This is a genomic window from Mycobacterium simulans (assembly GCF_900232995.1).
GTDB lineage: Bacteria > Actinomycetota > Actinomycetes > Mycobacteriales > Mycobacteriaceae > Mycobacterium > Mycobacterium simulans.
In genome coordinates, this window is the sequence record NZ_OCVX01000003.1 from 3032767 (window position 1) to 3050077 (window position 17311).

Annotated in this window: 9 protein-coding genes and 2 pseudogenes; 6 read left to right on the forward strand and 5 right to left on the reverse strand. The window is 62.4% G+C overall.

The window, feature by feature from the left end:
• The first annotated feature begins 12 nt into the window (after positions 1–12).
• Both pks2 and MSIMFI_RS14605 read left to right on the forward strand, forming a co-directional pair.
• Entirely contained in the window at positions 13–6297 is a 6285-nt protein-coding gene (gene pks2 / locus MSIMFI_RS14600; protein WP_191497728.1) for a sulfolipid-1 biosynthesis phthioceranic/hydroxyphthioceranic acid synthase, read from the forward strand.
• Positions 6298–6705: 408 nt separating this feature from the next.
• Positions 6706–6927, forward strand: coding sequence for a Rossmann-fold NAD(P)-binding domain-containing protein (locus MSIMFI_RS14605; RefSeq protein ID WP_224770192.1), 222 nt, complete (start codon positions 6706–6708; stop codon positions 6925–6927).
• Positions 6928–6940: 13 nt separating this feature from the next.
• Here the strand turns inward: MSIMFI_RS14605 and MSIMFI_RS14610 are convergent.
• Positions 6941–7138 (reverse strand): annotated as a pseudogene (locus MSIMFI_RS14610) (alcohol dehydrogenase); the annotation flags it as partial.
• Here MSIMFI_RS14610 and MSIMFI_RS14615 point away from each other — a divergent pair.
• Positions 7134–7532 (forward strand): annotated as a pseudogene (locus MSIMFI_RS14615) (SDR family NAD(P)-dependent oxidoreductase); the annotation flags it as partial. The pseudogenes MSIMFI_RS14610 and MSIMFI_RS14615 overlap by 5 nt on opposite strands.
• A 186-nt stretch (positions 7533–7718) precedes the next feature.
• On the opposite strand, the gene MSIMFI_RS14620 reads toward MSIMFI_RS14615, so the two are convergent.
• Positions 7719–10880, reverse strand: coding sequence for a PPE family protein (locus tag MSIMFI_RS14620; RefSeq protein WP_191497729.1), 3162 nt, complete (start codon positions 10878–10880; stop codon positions 7719–7721).
• Positions 10881–11200: 320 nt separating this feature from the next.
• Here MSIMFI_RS14620 and MSIMFI_RS14625 point away from each other — a divergent pair, with 320 nt between their 5' ends.
• Positions 11201–11761 carry a TetR/AcrR family transcriptional regulator gene (locus tag MSIMFI_RS14625; RefSeq protein WP_191497730.1) on the forward strand — a complete coding sequence of 187 codons (561 nt, stop codon included), beginning with the start codon at positions 11201–11203 and terminating at the stop codon, positions 11759–11761.
• A 124-nt stretch (positions 11762–11885) separates the two neighbouring features.
• Here MSIMFI_RS14625 and MSIMFI_RS14630 read toward each other — a convergent pair whose 3' ends face one another.
• The 3 genes from MSIMFI_RS14630 to MSIMFI_RS14640 form a co-directional block, all read right to left on the reverse strand.
• Positions 11886–13112, reverse strand: a complete 1227-nt coding sequence (locus MSIMFI_RS14630) for a cytochrome P450 (protein WP_191497731.1) — start codon at positions 13110–13112, stop codon at positions 11886–11888.
• A 173-nt stretch (positions 13113–13285) separates the two neighbouring features.
• Positions 13286–13981 (reverse strand): hypothetical protein, encoded by a 696-nt coding sequence (locus MSIMFI_RS14635; RefSeq protein WP_186244009.1) that lies wholly within the window; start codon positions 13979–13981, stop codon positions 13286–13288.
• The gene (locus MSIMFI_RS14640; protein ID WP_191497732.1) at positions 13978–14763 is read right to left on the reverse strand and encodes a hypothetical protein; all 786 of its coding nucleotides are present in this window, start codon (positions 14761–14763) and stop codon (positions 13978–13980) included. Before MSIMFI_RS14640 ends, MSIMFI_RS14635 begins: the two co-directional genes overlap by 4 nt.
• A 157-nt stretch (positions 14764–14920) precedes the next feature.
• Here MSIMFI_RS14640 and MSIMFI_RS14645 point away from each other — a divergent pair, with 157 nt between their 5' ends.
• Both MSIMFI_RS14645 and MSIMFI_RS14650 read left to right on the forward strand, forming a co-directional pair.
• Positions 14921–16072 carry an acyl-CoA dehydrogenase family protein gene (locus MSIMFI_RS14645; RefSeq protein WP_191497733.1) on the forward strand — a complete coding sequence of 384 codons (1152 nt, stop codon included), beginning with the start codon at positions 14921–14923 and terminating at the stop codon, positions 16070–16072.
• Complete coding sequence (locus tag MSIMFI_RS14650; protein WP_191497734.1) at positions 16069–17304, forward strand: acyl-CoA dehydrogenase family protein; 1236 nt, start codon at positions 16069–16071, stop codon at positions 17302–17304. Before MSIMFI_RS14645 ends, MSIMFI_RS14650 begins: the two co-directional genes overlap by 4 nt.
• Positions 17305–17311 lie beyond the last annotated feature (7 nt).

A 17311-nucleotide genomic window follows, 5' to 3' on the forward strand; every position in this document is an offset into this window, starting at 1 on the left:
GTTTGAATAGCAGTGAGCGAGAATTCTGTTACTCCTATTGCCGTCATCGGCATGGCGTGCCGTCTTCCGGGCGGCATTGACTCCCCTGAGCTGTTGTGGGAGGCGTTGTTGCGCGGCGATGACCTGATCACCGAGGTTCCGCTTGAGCGGTGGGATGTTGACGAGTTCTATGACCCCGAGCCGGGTGTTCCTGGCCGATCGGTGTCTAAGTGGGGCGGGTTTTTAGCGGCCCCAGCGGATTTCGATTGCGAGTTCTTCGGGATCAGCGAACGAGAAGCGATCGCGATCGATCCGCAACAGCGCGTACTGCTCGAAACCTCCTGGGAAGCCATGGAACACGCCGGCCTTACTCGAAACGCACTGGCTGGCTCGCGGACCGGTGTATTCGTGGGAGTGACACATAGCGACTACACATTGGTGGCAGCCGATGCGCACGCTCTAGAAGGGCCGTACGGTTTCCTGGGCAACAGTTTCAGTATGGCGTCCGGACGTGTCGCCTACGCTATGGGCTTGAGTGGTCCGGCGATGACGGTGGACACCGCATGTTCATCTGGTTTGTCCGCTGTCCACCTGGCCTGTCGAAGCTTGCACGAGGGCGAAAGTGACCTCGCAATGGCAGGGGGCGTCTCGTTGATGCTGGAACCCCGCAAATCTTCGTCGGGATCGGCCCTGGGCATGTTGTCTCCGACAGGGCGTTGCCACGCGTTCGACATCGCTGCGGACGGCTTCGTCAGTGGCGAAGGTTGTTGTGTGGTGGTGCTCAAACGGTTAGTGGACGCGCAGCGCGACCGTGACCGGATTTTGGCGGTGCTGCGTAGCACCGCCGCCAATCAGGATGGACGCACGGTCAACATCGCGACGCCGTCGCGGCCCGCGCAGGTTGCGGTCTATCGAGAGGCGTTGGCCGCCGGGGACGTGGACCCCGCCACCGTCGGCATGGTGGAGGCACACGGCGCCGGCACACCGGTGGGCGACCCGATCGAATACGCCAGTTTGGCCGAGGTGTACGGGCTTACGGCACCGTGCGCGCTGGCATCGGTGAAGACAAATTTCGGACACACTCAGTCGGCCTCTGGACTGCTGGGACTGATTAAGGCGGTCCTGGCCGTGCAACATGGTGTGGTTCCGCGCAATCTGCACTTCACTCGGCTACCTGATGCGCTTGCCACAATCAAGACCAATCTGTTTGTGCCACAGGAAAATACGCCATGGCCGAACAACGGTTATCATGGTCCTCGGCGCGCGGCCGTGTCGTCGTACGGGATGTCGGGAACCAACGTGCACGCCGTTGTCGAGCAAGCTTGCGAACCCCAAGCAGAGCGCAAGGGGACGGCCGATGTGCCAGCAACACAGCTCCAGCTGTGCGCGCTGTCGGCCTCCTCGCCCGACGCGCTGCGGCAAACCGCCAAGCGCCTGGCGGGCTGGGTTCAACAGCGCGCGGAGTCTGTGGTGCTATCGGATCTGGCGTACACGCTGGCACGTCGGCGTGCCCACCGGCCGGTACGGACCGTGGTCATCGCCGCCAGCATCGCTGAGCTGAACGAGGGGCTGCGCGCTATCGCCGAGGGTGACACGCTGTATCCGGCGGCGGTGGGGCACGACGATCGGGGCCCGGTGTGGATATTTTCCGGGCAGGGCTCGCAGTGGGCCGCGATGGGCGCTGACTTGCTCGTAACCGAACCCGTCTTCGCCGCCACCGTGGCCACAATCGAGCCGTTAATCGCTGGGGAGTCGGGATTTTCGGTGACAGAGGCGATGACTGCGCCACAAACGGTGACTGGCATCGAGAGGGTGCAGCCGACCATATTTGCTATGCAGGTCGCGCTTGCCGCGGCGATGAGGTCCCACGGGGCGGAGCCGGGCGCGGTGATCGGGCACTCCCTCGGGGAGGCCGCTGCGGCGGTGGTCGCCGGAGCCTTGTCGATCGAGGACGGGGTGCGCATCATTTGTCGCCGCTCGCGGCTAATGTCGCGTATCGCTGGTCACGGCGCGATGGCGTCGGTGGAATTGCCTGCGCAGCAAGTGGTTTCGGAGTTACTAAGCCGCGGTATCAATGACGTCGTGGTCGCTGTCGTTGCCTCGCCGCAGTCCACCGTGATCGGCGGGTCGAGCCAGGCTGTGCGCGCACTGGTTTCTGAGTGGGAGCAGCGCGAAGTAATGGCGCGGGAAATTGCGGTTGACGTGGCATCGCATACTCCGCAAGTCGACCCGATCCTTGACGAACTCTCAACGGCACTAAGCGATCTCACCCCGCTGACGCCGGAGATTCCCTACTATTCGGCGACCCTGTTCGACCCGCGCGAGGAGCCGGTGTGCGACGCCGAATACTGGGTGAACAACCTGCGCTACACCGTGCGGTTCTCCGCCGCAGTGCGAGCCGCGCTCGAGGACGGGTGCCGGGTCTTCACCGAGCTGGCACCGCACCCGCTGCTAACCCACGCCGTCAACCAGACCGCCGAGAGCCTCGATATTCCGGTGGCCACCTTGGCCGGCATGCGGCGAGGTCAGCCGTTACCCCATGGCCTGCGCGGCCTGCTGGCCGACCTGCATAATGCGGGCGCCGCGGTGGATTTCTCGGCGCTGTACTCAAGCGGACGACTGGTGGATGCGCCGCTGCCGGCGTGGACGCACCGCTATCTATTCCACGATCGCGACGATCAGAATCATAAGGCAAAAAGCGGCAGCACTGTCGCAGTGCATCCGCTGTTGGGTGCACATGTCCAGCTCTCCGAAGAGCCGAAACGCCATGTCTGGCAAGCGGGGATGGGTATCGCGGAGCTGCCCTGGTTGGGCGATCACCAGATACACAATGTGCCGGCCGTGCCCGGCGCCGCCTACTGCGAGATGGCGCTGACCGCGGCTCGGACGATTCTGGGCGAGAAATTCGAGGTGCGTGACATGCGCTTCGAGGTGATGCTGTTGCTGGACGACGACGAGACCCTCGTATCGACGGTCGCAACAGTGCCATCGCTGGGTGAGGTCGAATTCGCCGTGGAGACTCTGCAAGAGGGTGCGGGACGGCTTCGGCGGGCCTCGGCGGTGCTGGACGCGGTAGACGACTATGAGCAACCGCCGGCATATGACATGCCAGCTTTGCTGGCAGCTCACCCGCACCGCCTGGGCGGCGACGAGATACGGACCCTGTTCGACGAGCACGGGGTACAGTACGGTCCGGCGTTCACTGGCCTAACAGCAGTCCACACCGCCAACGATCCCACGGTACTGGCCGAAGTCGCGCTGGCCGGTTCGATTCGTTCCCAGCAAAATGCCTATTCTGTCCATCCGGCACTGCTGGATGCTTGCTTTCAATCGATAGCAGCTCATCCCGCCGCACAACGCGCGGTAAACGGAGGTCTACCGGTGCCGCGAGGTATCCGCCGGATCCGCGCCTACGCCAACGCCCGCAAGGCCCGATACTGCTACACGACGGTGACCCCTTGTGGCTCGGGCGTGGAAGCCGACCTCGACATCTTGGATGAGCACGGAACGGTACTGATAGCCGTTCATGGGCTCCTGTTCGGGACCGGGCTTTCCGAAAACGCCAACCGAAATCGGGTGCTGAACGAACGGCTGCTAACCATCGATTGGCAACGACGCGAGCTGCCGGAGGGCAACCATGCCGGCGCTGGAAGCTGGCTGCTGATCAGCGCCGCTACCACGGCCGATGACGCCGGTACCACATTGGCGGACGCGTTGCAGCTCCACGGTGCCCACTGCACGACCATGCGCTGGCACCAACACGACGACCACATCACCGCCGGGACTGTGCTAAGTAATCAACTCAACGCCGGGGAATTCACTGGCCTGGTCTTGCTCACCGGGCTCAACTACGAGAACCCGGATGGCAACTGCGCCGTTCGCGGTCGTGAGTGCGTACAGCATGTACTGCGTATCGCGCGTGAACTGCTAACCCTGGTCGGCCAAACACCTCGGCTGTATGTCGTCACCAGGAATGCACAGGCAGTGGTTGGCGGCGAGAGTATCAACCTAGAGCAAGGCGGGCTGCGTGGGTTGCTGCGGGTGATCGGCACCGAACACCCGCACCTTCACACGACTCACATCGACGTTGACGAGCAGACCGACATGGAACAGGTGGCACGCCAACTGCTGGTCGGATCCGACGAAGACGAGACCGCTTGGCGGAACGATGAGTGGTACGCGGCGCGGTTGTGCCCCACCGCACTGCGTCCCGAAGACCGGAAAACCGTTGCTGTGGATCATGAGCGCGACGGCATGCGCTTGCAAATCCGCACGCCGGGCGACTTGCAATCACTGGAATTCGTTGCGTTCGACCGGATGCCACCGGGCCACGGACAGATCGAGGTGGCAGTTAGTGCGTCCAGTGTCAACTTCGCCGACGCCTTGGTAGCGTTCGGGCGCTACCCCAGCTTCGAGGGACACCTGCCGCAGCCGGGCGGCGATTTCGCCGGCGTGGTGTCCGCGGTCGGACCCGACGTCACCGATCATCAGGTCGGTGATCGCGTTGGGGGCATGTCTCCCAACGGTTGTTGGGCCACATCGGTAACTTGTGATGCCAGGCTCGCCGCAACGCTGCCACCAGGGCTTACCGACATGCAGGCCGCGGCGGTGACCACCGCGTATGCCACCGCATGGCACGGCCTTCACGACCTGGCCCGCATCAAGGCCAGCGACCGAATACTGATCCATTCGGCAACCGGCGGGGTAGGGCAGGCGGCGATTGCGATTGCTCGGGCTGCCGGGGCCGAGATCTTCGCCACGGCCGGCAGTCCTCAGCGCCGAGAACTATTGTGCGACATGGGAATCAAGCATGTCTACGACTCGCGCAGCATCGAGTTCGCCGACCAAATCCGCCGCGAAACCAACGGTTACGGCGTGGACGTGGTGCTCAACTCGCTGACCGGCGCTGCACAACTGGCGGGACTCAAATTGCTGGCCTTCGGCGGCCGGTTCGTGGAAATCGGTAAGCGCGACATCTATGGCGACACCAAGCTTGGTCTCTTCCCGTTCCGGCGCAATCTCACGTTTCACGCCGTCGACTTGGCGTTGTGGTCAGTCAGCCATCCTCACCAGGTCCGCGAGTTGTTGAACACGGTGTACCGGTTGACCGCCGAGTGCGAGCTGCCGATCCCACCGAGCACCCACTACCCGCTTGCCGACGCGGCCACCGCCATTCGGCAAATGAGTGCGGCACGCCACACCGGCAAACTCGTGCTGGACATTCCGCGCACTGGAAGTAGCAGCGTGGTATTGCCACCCGAACAGGCTCAGGTCTTCCGGGGTGACGGTTCCTACATCATCACCGGCGGCCTGGGCGGGATCGGACTGTTCTTGGCCGAAAAAATGGCCGCAGCCGGCTGCGGTCGCATTGTGCTCAGCTCCCGCTCCCAACCCAGTCAAAAAGCCTTAGAGACAATCGAATTCATCAGAGCAATCGGGTCGGACATCGTAGTGAAATGCGGTGACATCGCAGAACCCGACACCGCCCATCACCTGGTTTCCGCGGCCACCGCCACCGGACTCCCAGTCCGTGGGGTGCTACACGCGGCCGCGGTCGTCGAGGATGCGGCGCTGTCGAATATTACCGACGAGCTGCTCGACCGGGACTGGGCTCCCAAAGCATATGGCGCCTGGAACTTGCATCACGCGACGGCCGACCAGCCCCTGGACTGGTTTTGCTCGTTCTCTTCCGCGGCGGCCACCGTTGGTTCACCGGGCCAGGGCGCTTACGCCGCGGCTAACAGCTGGCTGGACGCCTTCACCCACTGGCGACGAGCGCAGGGCCTTCCAGCGATCGCGATCGCATGGGGCGCGTGGGCCGGGGTTGGCCGCGCCACCGAGCTGGCCGAAAGCAGCGGCGCTGGCATCGCTGCCGACGAGGGCGCCTACGCATTCGAAACACTCCTGCGCTACGACCGTGTCTACGCAGGATATGTGCCATTCATCGGAACATCGTGGTTGACTACCTTTGCTGAACGCAGTCAATTCTTCGAATTGTTCCAATCCACCGGACATGACGCGGGTACAAGCAAATTCCTCGCCGAGCTTATGACACTTCCCCTCGGCGAATGGCCCGCCCGGCTTCGGCAACTGATCTACGAGCAAGCCGGGCTGATTCTACGCCGCACGGTCGATCCAGACCGACCGCTAGCCGAGTACGGCCTCGACTCCCTGGGCGCCCTCGACCTACGGACTCGCATCGAGGCTGAAACTGGCGTACGCATCAACCACGAGCACGCCACGACCACCGTGCGCGGTCTAGCCGATCACCTCTACGAACAACTGGCACCCGAAATGGCAAAAACTCCAACTACATGACCCGGTGCGGCGATAGCAGCGCAGGTAGGCCAGCTCCCCGGTGGCATCGTTGCGGCGGATCAGCAAATGATCGCCGGCGTCGGGCGCGATCTGATCAATCACCGCCGAAAACTCAGACAGCCACCGATCCAGGTCTACGCTATGAACCGCGGCGACCGCGGCCAATTCAGATGTCTTCACAAACTCCGAACAATGCCGCGGTGACCGCCCTGACCAGCGCAGACACGCCCAAGCCGCACCAAACACGATCTACGGCTGCAGTACTAGTCCGTGGCCGTGGATGGCCGCCCTTAGCCTGCGGTTGCCACATAGACCCCGTCGCCGGCAACCCAGCTGCGGGGGACCTTGGCGGCCGCTGCGCGGGCTACCAGGCCCGCGGCGAGCGTGGGCTTGGTAGCCAAATGCCGCTTGCCGTTTGGGATTCCGGTGTCGTTAGCGCTGCCCGGCTGGGCGGAAGGCATTTCCGAGCGGACGGCGTTGGGTGGGTTGGATGACGCTTCCGACGTGGCCGCCGCCATCGTCACCGTTCTCGAATTGCCTTGGGTGACCGGACAGGTGGTGCACGCCGACGGTGGTCTGGCCCTGCACAGCCCGATCGACGCGTACGCCAGCTGCAGCGGCTCAAGTTGAGCAAGAAATAGCATCAGATGATGCCGAAATCGATGATGCCCCGGATGATTTCACCGTTGAGAAGATCGCGGTAGGCATCGCTGATGTCATCGAGGCGATAACGCTTGGTGATCATCTCATCGAGTTGCAGCTGCCCGGTCTCATACAGCCTGGCCAGCCGGGAGATGTCCGCTTTGGGATTGCACGAGCCGAATACGGTGCCGGCCAATGTGGAGAACACCGCCGTACGGCGGCCCAGCGTCGCCTATGCCCTATCGAAGCTGGCAATTGTGTTGTTCACCATGGAATTACATCGGCGATATCACGCTGAGGGACTGTCGGTCGCGACGGTCCATCCCGGCTACGTCAACTCGAACTTCGGTGAGGCATCGGGATCTAGGGTCCTCGCCTTCATGAAGAACCACGTGCCGCTGACGGCCCGATTCACTGCCACCTCAGACGAGGGAGCCGGGCAACTGGTCTGGCTGGCACCAAGCAAGCCCGGTATCGATTGGCAGCCAGGGGAATACTACTCACGCCGCAAGATCGCGAAGGCCAACCGCGCCGCTTACGATCCGCGCCTCGGGGCCGAGCTGTGGGATCGCACACTGGGCAAGCTTGCGTAGCAGCGCATTCCAGTTAGCCGAGCGCCAAATGTCCATTGGCGGCACGGTTGGGTTCAAGCAGTCGCATCCGCTTGGGCAGACCGTCCTCAGGAGTAATCCAGTAGCGCTTGCGGAGTCCGCTCGCACGGCGGGGCCAGGTTACCGGCCTTAGGAGCAGGCCATTGGCGTCGGTCACGACCCCACGGGTTACGGCCTGATGCCTTGGAAGAAGCCGGCGACGTTGTTGCCGATGTTGGCAAAGCCCGAAACAACGCTGATCACCGCAACGGGCAGGACGCCCGTGTTGGCGAAGCCCGATACGCCGCTGCCCAGATTCGAAAAGCCCGAGGATAGTCCTCCGTAGTTCTGGTACCCCGAGCCGCCGAACAGCCCAGTGGGGTTTGTGTTGAACCAGCCGGAGAGCCCCGAACCGTTGTTGCCGAAGCCCGAGCTGCTACCTACACCGGAGTTGAAGAAGCCCGACGACGGCGCGGAGCTCGAGTTGAGGTAGCCCGGACCCCCTGGGATAGCCAATCCTCCGATCGTGGTGCTAGGCAGGTGGATGCCGGGAATGGTGAGCGGCGGTGTTGTGAAGGCCGCCAGTCCGATCGGTGGGATGGTGAGCGGTGGTGTGGTGATTTCTGGGGTGGTGATTTGGGGGAGGGTGAAGCCGGCGACGTTGATGGGGTTGATGGTGAGTGGTGGTGTGGTGATTTCTGGGGTGGTGATTTGGGGGAGGGTGAAGCCGGCGACGTTGATGGGGTTGATGGTGAGTGGTGGTGTGGTGATTTCTGGGAGGGTGAAGCCGGCGACGTTGATGGGGTTGATGGTGAGTGGTGGTGTGGTGATTTCTGGGGTGGTGATTTGGGGGAGGGTGAAGCCAGCGACGTTGATCGGGTTGATGGTGAGTGGTGGTGTGGTGATTTCCGGGGTGGTGATCTGTGGCAGCGTGAACCCGCCAGTACCGATCGAATCGATTGTCAACGGCGGGGTGACGATCTCCAGCGTGGTGATCTGCGGCAGCGTGAACCCGCCCACGCCGATCGGATCGATGATGAGCGGCGGCGTGGTGATTTCTGGGGTGCTGATCTGCGGGAGAGTGAAGCCGTCGACGTCGATAGCGGGAACGTCGATCCCCGGGATGCTGAAGGCAGGGAGATGGAACGGTGAGACGACGATGGGGCCGGTCAGATGGTAAGGGTGGATCACCATTTGTGGCAGCTCGAACTCGCTGATTCCGAACGTTCCGGTGAAAGTACTAGTGGCGCCGAATGGCCCCTGAAGCGCAACTACATTGGTGTTGAAGCTTAGTGAAAAAGGTATTCCAAAACCTTTAATTGTTATCTTCGGTGTGCCAAGGAAAACATCCCAACCTATAGCGGGAAACGCAAACCCTCCCACACTTATTTGGCCGACAGATATCGCCTGAGTATGTATCGCAGATAGGCTAAAGCCACCGACGGTGGTGCCCGCGGGTATCGTCACAGGCGGAATAGTCACCGGGGGAATCTGCAATGGCGGCAGGTCAAACGCCCCTACCGTGATACCCGCGGGTATCGTCACAGACGGAATAATTATCGAAGGAATAGTTAGCGGCGGCAGCTCAAACGCTCCCACCGTAATACCCGCGGGTATCGCCATAGATGGAATAGTCACCGAAGGAATCGCAAGTGAAGGCAGCTCAAACGCGCCGATGGTGATGTTGGCTGGTGTGGTGGTGGCGGGGATGTTGAGTGGGGGCAGGGTGAGTGCGGGAAGGTCGAAGGCGCCGATGGTGATGTTGGCTGGTGTGGTGCTGGCGGGGATGTTGAGTGAGGGCAGGGTGAGTGCGGGGAGGTCGAAGGCGCCGATGGTGATGTTGGCTGGTGTGGTGGCGGCCGGGATGTTGAGTGACGGGAGCGTCAACCCCGGCAAGCTAAACGCACCCACCGTAACGTTGTCGGGTGTCGATGCGGCTGGCAGTGACAACGACGGCAAGGTTATCGCGGGCAGACTGAGCGCTGGAACCGATATCCCGGGTATTTGAAGGGGTGGCAGCGTTAAATCAGGGGTCGTGATGCTGAAACTCAGGCTGCCCTGACCCACGCCGCGGTAGAAAACGCCATTATTCATGTCCCCCGTGTTAAACATGCCATTATTCATGTTGCCGATATTGAAGGCACCGGTGTTGATGTTGCCGGTGTTGAAGAAACCCGTGTTGGTGCTGCCCGTGTTGAAGGTGCCGGTATTAGACGAACCCGGATTGAAGTTGCCCATGTTGTAGTTGCCGGTATTAAGGCTGCCGGTGTTAGCATTTCCGACGTCGAACATGCCGGTATTGAACGAACCAGCGTTAAAGAAGCCGGTATTTCCCTGCCCGGAGTTAAAAATGCCGGTACTGAAATTGCCGGTGTTTCCAATGCCGACGTTTCCGGTGCCGGAGTTGAAGAAGCCGATGTTCCCGGTGCCCGAGTTGAACAGCCCGAGGTGGCCGCTGCCCGAGTTCAGCCCGCCGATACCGATCTGGTTGTCGCCGGTAAGACCGATGCCGATGTTGTTGTTACCAGTATTGGCGAGTCCGAAGTTGCCGAAGCCGGTATTAGCGAACCCGGTATTGAGTTTGCCGATGTTTCCCCAGCCGGAGTTGTTGCTGCCGGCGTTGCCGATGCCGATGTTGTTGCTGCCGAGGTTTGCTGAACCGATATTGGAGCTGCCGAGGTTTCCGGAGCCGACGTTGTAGTTACCGAGATTTCCGCTACCAATATTTCCGAGGCCATTGTTTGCGTTGCCAACGTTTCCGCCGCCCACATTGGCTAAGCCGAGGTTGGGCGTGGTCGGGACGGCCTCCGCCGCGGCCGCTGACGCGGCGGTCTGCAATGGATAGGTGAACGGCGTCAGTGCCGATGCGACCACCGACGCCCCGGCATGATAGGCAGACATCGCCGACACATCGAGTGCCCACATCTCTTCATAGATGGCTTCGATAGCTGCGATCGCCGGAGCGTTTTGCCCAAACAAGTTCGACATCACCAGCGACACGAGGTCAGCACGGTTGGCCGCCACCACTACCGGTTGCACCACCGCAGCCTGGACAGCTTCAAATTCGGCCACCATGGCGCCTGCTTGCTTCGCCGCCCGCTGTGCCTGCACCGCCGTGACCGAAAGCCAACCCGCGTAGGGGGCAGCCGCTGCCGCCATCGCCGACGACGCCGAACCCTGCCATGACCCGCCGACCAGCCCTGCCGTTACTGATCCGAAAGATGCTGCAGCTGAACTTAATTCATCTGCCAGACTCGCCCAGGCCGTCGCGGCCGCCAAGAGCGGCTCAGACCCCGCCCCGGCGAACACCAATGCCGAGTTGATCTCGGGTGGCAACACCAAGAAACTCATTGCGCAACCCTTCTTCATGCGGCGGCACGTAACTGACAGCTCGGGACAGCCCGTCGTCGAGTTATCGGCCACGCCCACCGGGTGACATCCATGAATCCCACAACCCCGGTCGAGGGGTGTGATCGAACTACTTTGACCAGCGGAAATCTGCAGGTCAATGGTGTGGCGACAAATTGAAATACGCCGCCTATTGGTCTGGCCCGGGCCGTCTCACGGCGAGCGTGCGACCTGCGATGCTAGTGAGAAGAGCTGTTATCTTCGTCTCAAACGTTGGAAAGTGGGATTTCCCGGTGCTTCGTAGCGGGAAGGACATGTGACCAGTGCCTGGTGAGGATTGGGTGGTCGGCGGCGATCGCCGCGCAGCCGCCGCCGAACGGATTTACGACGCTGCGATCTGCCTCATGAGACACGACGGGATGAACGGACTTGATATCGACAAGTTGGCCGCCCGGGTCCACTGCTCGCGAGCGACCATCTATCGCTACGTCGGTGGCAAAGCCAAGATCCGAGACGGCGTCGTCGCCCGAGTTGCGGCCCGCATCACCAATTCCGTGCGCTCGGCGGTCGAGCCGTTGAGCGGGCCGGAGCGAGTCACCACCGCAATTCTGTCGACACTCCACGAAATTCGGTCGGAGCCACTGTGCCGGCTCATGATGTCTTCGGTCCGCGGCGGCACCCGCGAAGTGGCGTGGCTAGCCGAGATGCCGCAACTTGCCGAATTTGCTTCCGAACTCATGGGGATCGCCGGCGGTCACCCGCAAGCCGCGAAATGGGGGGTCCGCGTCGTGCTAACTCTGATGTATTGGCCAGGCGAAGACGACGATGCCGAGCGCGAGCTGGTCGAAAATTTTGTCACACCGGCATTCGTCCAGAGCCGTTGAGCCGCTTACTCGTTACGACAGCAAAGCACTCGGACCAGAGGTGGACGCGGCTCGACCTTCACAAGTGAATTCGCCGACACCACAGTGTGTTCGGCGAACGCGCCAATCCTGGCCGCCCGGCTCCTCATGCGGCAGGCGTGAACGTGACCGGAAGTTTGTTGGGCGACCTAAAGGTGAGTCCGACGATCTTGGACTCCACACCGGTGCCGTCATCGGGAACTAACGCCAGGTCCTTGACGCGGTCGAACAGACTGTTGAGCATTACCCGCGTTTCCAGCCGGGCAAGATGCATGCCGAGACACATGTGGATCCCGCCGGCGAACGCGATGTGGGCTTGCCGCGGGCGGCGGATGTTAAAGGTGTTGGGGTCGGTCCAGCGGCTTTCGTCGCGGTTGGCCGAGCCCATACACATATCGATCTGCGCATCGGACGGGATTGTCTTGCCACCAATTTCGACGTCTTGGGTGGTGGTCCGCATCACCATGGTGAGTGGCGTTTCGAAGCGCAGGCCTTCTTCGATTGCGGTTGGGATCAATGACCGGTCCTGGTAGACCATCGCCAGCTGATCGGGGTGGGTCAGCAGCAGGTACAGCAGGTTGCCCGACGAGCGGTAGGTGGTCTCCAGGCCGGCGGGCAACAACAGTCGCAAGAACGCAATGATGGCTTCGTCGGTGAGCTTTTCACCGTCGATCTCGGCGGCAACCAAATCGCCGATGATGTCGTTGGTCGGTTTGCGGCGCCGCTGCTCGACCTGGTTGAGGAAATAGCCGTGCAACTCGTCCGCGGCGTTCAACCCCGCCACGATGTCGGTTGGGATCGAGATAAGGTCCAGCGACAGCCGCCGGAACAGGTCAAGGTCCTCGCGAGGGAGTCCGAGCAGAGTGGCAATGATCCGGGTCGGGAATTCGAAGGTCACCGCTTTGACCAGGTCCGCCTCACCATGGTCTTTGATCTCGTCGACGAGCCGATTGCAGACGGGCCCGATTACCGACGGCTCCCAGCGTTCCAGCGCTGTCGCGCGGAAGGCCTTTGCCACCAGATTGCGGTGATCGTGGTGTTCCTTGCCGCCCATGGCCAAGATGGTGTGCCCCATGACCAAACCGATGGTCTTGTCGTAGTTGGCAGAAGTGAAGATCCGGTCGTCGCGGAAAGCCTGGAACACGACGTCATAACTGAATAAGACCCATTCATCGTTGGGTCTCAATTCCTCCGGCATCTGTGAGTGGTCTGCCAGGGCGCCATGCCAGACCGGATCCGTGCGCCTCATGTGTTCGAAGAACGGGTAGGGGCTGGTTTGGCCGGTGAGGTCAAGGGTGGTGGCCTGGCGGTTTGCGTCGGTGCCGAGCGTCATCAGCGCTCCTCCTGAGATGGAATATCACTATCATAATATAAATAGCAACGAAGCCCCAACCGGGTGCCGACCCATGCTCGGCGACGGAGGTCCGCAGATCCGGATTGGATTGTCTCCCAAGAGAACCGGGCGCTACGCGCGCAGCAGCTGTGCCGTGCGTTCGCCAGGCAACTTTAGACCGGCGTGAACTTGGTAATCAGCCATTTGCCGTCGACCAGGGCCAAGTTCACCAGCACACTGCTGGCCGCCATCGTCGGATTGGGATTGTCTTTGCTTGTGGTGCTCTGATCGACGAAAACCAGAACGACGGCCGAATTGGGGTGCAACTCCGATATCGCGGCGCGCATCACATGAGCGGTGGTTTTCAACGCCTTCTGCTTAGCCGCCGGAGCGACGATCTGCTGCGTGAACTGGTCGTAGTAGGACAGGAAATCCCCGGAGAGATGGGACTTGGCGGTGGCGAAGTCCTTGTCGAGGGTGTCGGGTGAGTACGACAACAGGGCCACCGTCCCATCAGACGCGGCAGTGACGGCCGCCCGCGCGACGCCGGGATCGGTCTGCTGATCAGGCTGGTACTGCTTGACATAGAGCCACGCGGTAACCCCGCCGGATATCAGCACGAGCAGGATCAGGATCACCGCAACCGGTCTGACATTGACCTGCACACGCCACAAGTCGCGTCGCCAGAACCGGCGTGGCGCGGGGGAGTCGCCCTCGGAAGGCGCTTCGTCGGACTCGTCGGAGAGCGCTTCGTCAGATTCCTCGGACAGCGCCTCGTCAGATTCCTCGGTTGCCGAATCGTCGGCTTCGGTGTCTGCGTCGAGCGGTAGGGCTTCGGTGGCCTCGGTGTCGCGCACTTCATCGCTCACGGTACGAACTCAACTTTCGACATCTTGTACTGCCCGGCCTCCTCGGTCACAGTCACTCTGAGTCGCCAGGCGCGTGGTTCGTCTTTGGCGCCCGCGGAATTGGTGACCCGTGATGTCGCCGAGACCAATACCAAAGCGGAATGCTCGCCCATAGACTCGACTGCCGTGGCGTTGACCGTGCCTTCGGTTACGACTTTGGATTGCTCCACTACCTTTGTGAAATCGGCTGCGCGCGCCTGAAAGTCGTCCCGGAATTCCCCGGTAGAGCTATCGATAACCCGTTGGACGTCCTCTTTGGCCTTGTTGAAGTCAAGAGAAGTCATATTGACGACGCCTTGCCTGGCCCCAGCGGCAAACGCCGCGGCGCGCTGCTGGCGCTCGGTGGCTTCATGGTGCGTCCAGATGATATATCCGCTGAACGCGGTAAAGCCGCAGACGATCAGGATTGCGGCCGCCGTCGCAATCGTCGACAGCGCGGGAATCCGCACCCAGCTCGGCAACCGGCTTCGCCATGAAGCCGGCTTTGTGCCCTCGAGTTCGGCGTCCTCGTAGTCCTCGACATCCTCTTCGTCGTACTCTTCGTCGTCCTCGTCGAAGTCTTCGTATTCGGCGTCGGCGTCGCCGGCCAGTTGGCGTCGCAGCCGTGCAGCACGTGCCCGGGCGCGCGCCGCAGCGGCAAGCGCTTCGGCTTCGGCGGCTTCAGCTTCGGCTTCTTCGACCAACGCCATCGCGTCGGCCTTCGAGTTCGCCGAATCCGTCGGTGGTTCGCTCGTCTCAGCCATGGCGGTTATGGCTCGTCAACTTCATTATCGACTGAACTCCGGTATCTCTTACTGTATTGCCCATTGCTAACATCGGAGTCGCCAGCCAACTCCGACGAGAACCGATCAGGCGGATGATCAGCCCCCCAAACTTTCCACAGAAAGTCCGGCCGGCGTCATGACCACTGTCGACTCTCCCGAAAAGATACTCTTTACCTCAACAACCCAAGCATTTGTACAAAAAGAAGCGCCGCTGCGCTACGTCCGCGAGCTGCATTCCGCCGGTTCTTCCTTTGACCCTGCATGGTGGCGCCGGGCCGCTGAGCTTGGATGGACGGGTCTGCTCGTCCCGGAGAAATTAGGCGGCGGCAGCGTCTCAGGTGACGGTGTTGCCGATCTTGCCATGGTCGCTGAACAGCTTGGTAAGACGGTGGCGCCCGGTCCGTTGTACCCGGTCAGCACCGTGCTCGCGGGGCTGGTGGACTGCGAGGATCCACAGACGCATGCCGAATTGATCGGATCGCTGATGTCCGGTGAAACGGTCGCATCGTGGGCGGTGTCCGAACCGGGCCGGGGCTGGGCCCCGCTGGATCCGACGGTCACGGCTACACCCACCGACGCCGGCAACCGCGGCTACGTCATCCGCGGCGCCAAGGATCGTGTCGAGGCCGCGGCCCAGAGTGCGGTACTGCTGGTGGTGGCGCGATGCGGTCCCAATAGCTCTGACATCCGCCAGTTCCTGGTTCCAACGGATACCCCGGGCGTACGGATCACGGCCCAGCAGTCGGTGGACCTGGTCAAGCAGTACGCGAGGGTGGATTTGGACGGCGTTGCCGTTGCTGGGTCCGCGGCTGTTGGTAGCGCCGCTGAGACCGCCGGGCTGATCGAGCGGCAAAGCCAGATCGCGCAGGTGCTGCAGTGTGCCGAGGTGGTCGGCATCCTGCAAACGGTCTTCGACTTCACCGTCCGGTGGGCCCTGGACCGGCACACGTTTGGCCGCCCGCTGGCGTCGTATCAGGCGCTCAAGCATGCGTTCGCCGATATGAAGATGTGGCTGGAAGCGTGCCGCGCGACCACGGCGTCCGCCGTCGCCGACATATCCGCCCGCGCACCTGCGGCCGGTCGGTCGGCCAGTATCGCCAAGTCCTACGTCGGAGAGCTGGCCGGCCGAATCGTCCAGGGCTGCGTGCAGATGCACGGCGGCATCGGCGTCACCTGGGAACACGACCTGCACCTGTACTTGAGGCGAGTTGCGTTGTACCGGGCCATGTTTGGCACACCCGAGGAACACAACGTGCGGGTATATGAGGCGGAGAAGTCGGCCCGATGACGCCCACCGAATCGGTTGCGGAATTTGCTAGACGGGCCAGCGCATGGCTGGCCGACAACATGCCTCGCATCGACCCGGCGTCGCCACCGGCCGCGCCCCGTGACGACGAACGTTCCTGGCGCCGCGCGCGAGAACTACAAAAACGTCTTTACGAAGGCGGATTCGCCGGGATCTGCTTCCCGCGCGAGTACGGCGGCCTGGGCCTGGATTACGAATACCAGCGAGCATTCGACGAAGCATCGCTGCGCTACGAGATGCCGTTGATCCTCAACACGCCCACATTCACCATCTGCTGCGCGACGCTGCTCGACACCGGCAGTGAGGAGCAGAAGAAACAGCACATCGCCGCGGCGCTGCGCGGCGACGAGGTGCTGGTGCAGCTGTTGTCCGAACCCAGCGGCGGGTCCGATCTGGCCGGTGTCCTTGCCAAGGCCGAACGTCAGGGCGACCGGTGGGTGATCACCGGCGCCAAGACCTGGAGCACCAGCGCGTTTGCTGCGGACTACGGACTGTGTCTGGCCCGCACCGATTGGGATGTGCCTAAGCATGACGGCCTGACCATGTTCCTGGTGCCGATCTCCCATCCGGGTATCACATTGCGGCGGATCACCCAGGTGAACGGTTCCACCGAGTTCTGCGAGGAGTTCCTGGACGGGGTGGACGTTGGCGACGACGACGTGGTCGGTGCGGTGAACGCCGGCTGGGCGGTGGCATCACGGCAGCTGTACCACGAACGCCGCGCCGTCGGGCAGGGCTCGGAGTTCGCCAGCGGCTCCGGTAGCGAGGGCGGCCACACAACACCGGTCGACTACGCCGACCTCGCGGAGAAGACCGGCCAGGCCGACAGCGATCGGGTCAAGGAGATGGCCGGCCGAGCGCTGGTGCACCGCGCGGTTGCCGAGCAGCTGATCGACCATGTCTATCGCAGCGTCCGAGACGGCACACTGCCGCCGGCCGCTGGAACGCTCATCAGGCTCTTCCATGCCGAGACCGTGACTCTCGAGATCGACACGGGGCTGTCGATCGCGGGGGCGGCCGGTGTCGTTGGCCAATACGGCGAAGGCCTACAGACCGGATTCCGTTACCTGTCCCGGCAGTCGGTTGCCATCGGCGGCGGCACAACGGAAATGGCGCGCAACGTCATCGGCGAGCGAGTCCTGAACTTCCCGCGGGAGTACGCCGCCGATCGCGGGGTGCCGTTCAATCAGGTGCGCCACGGCCAGGCGCGCTAGGACTTGG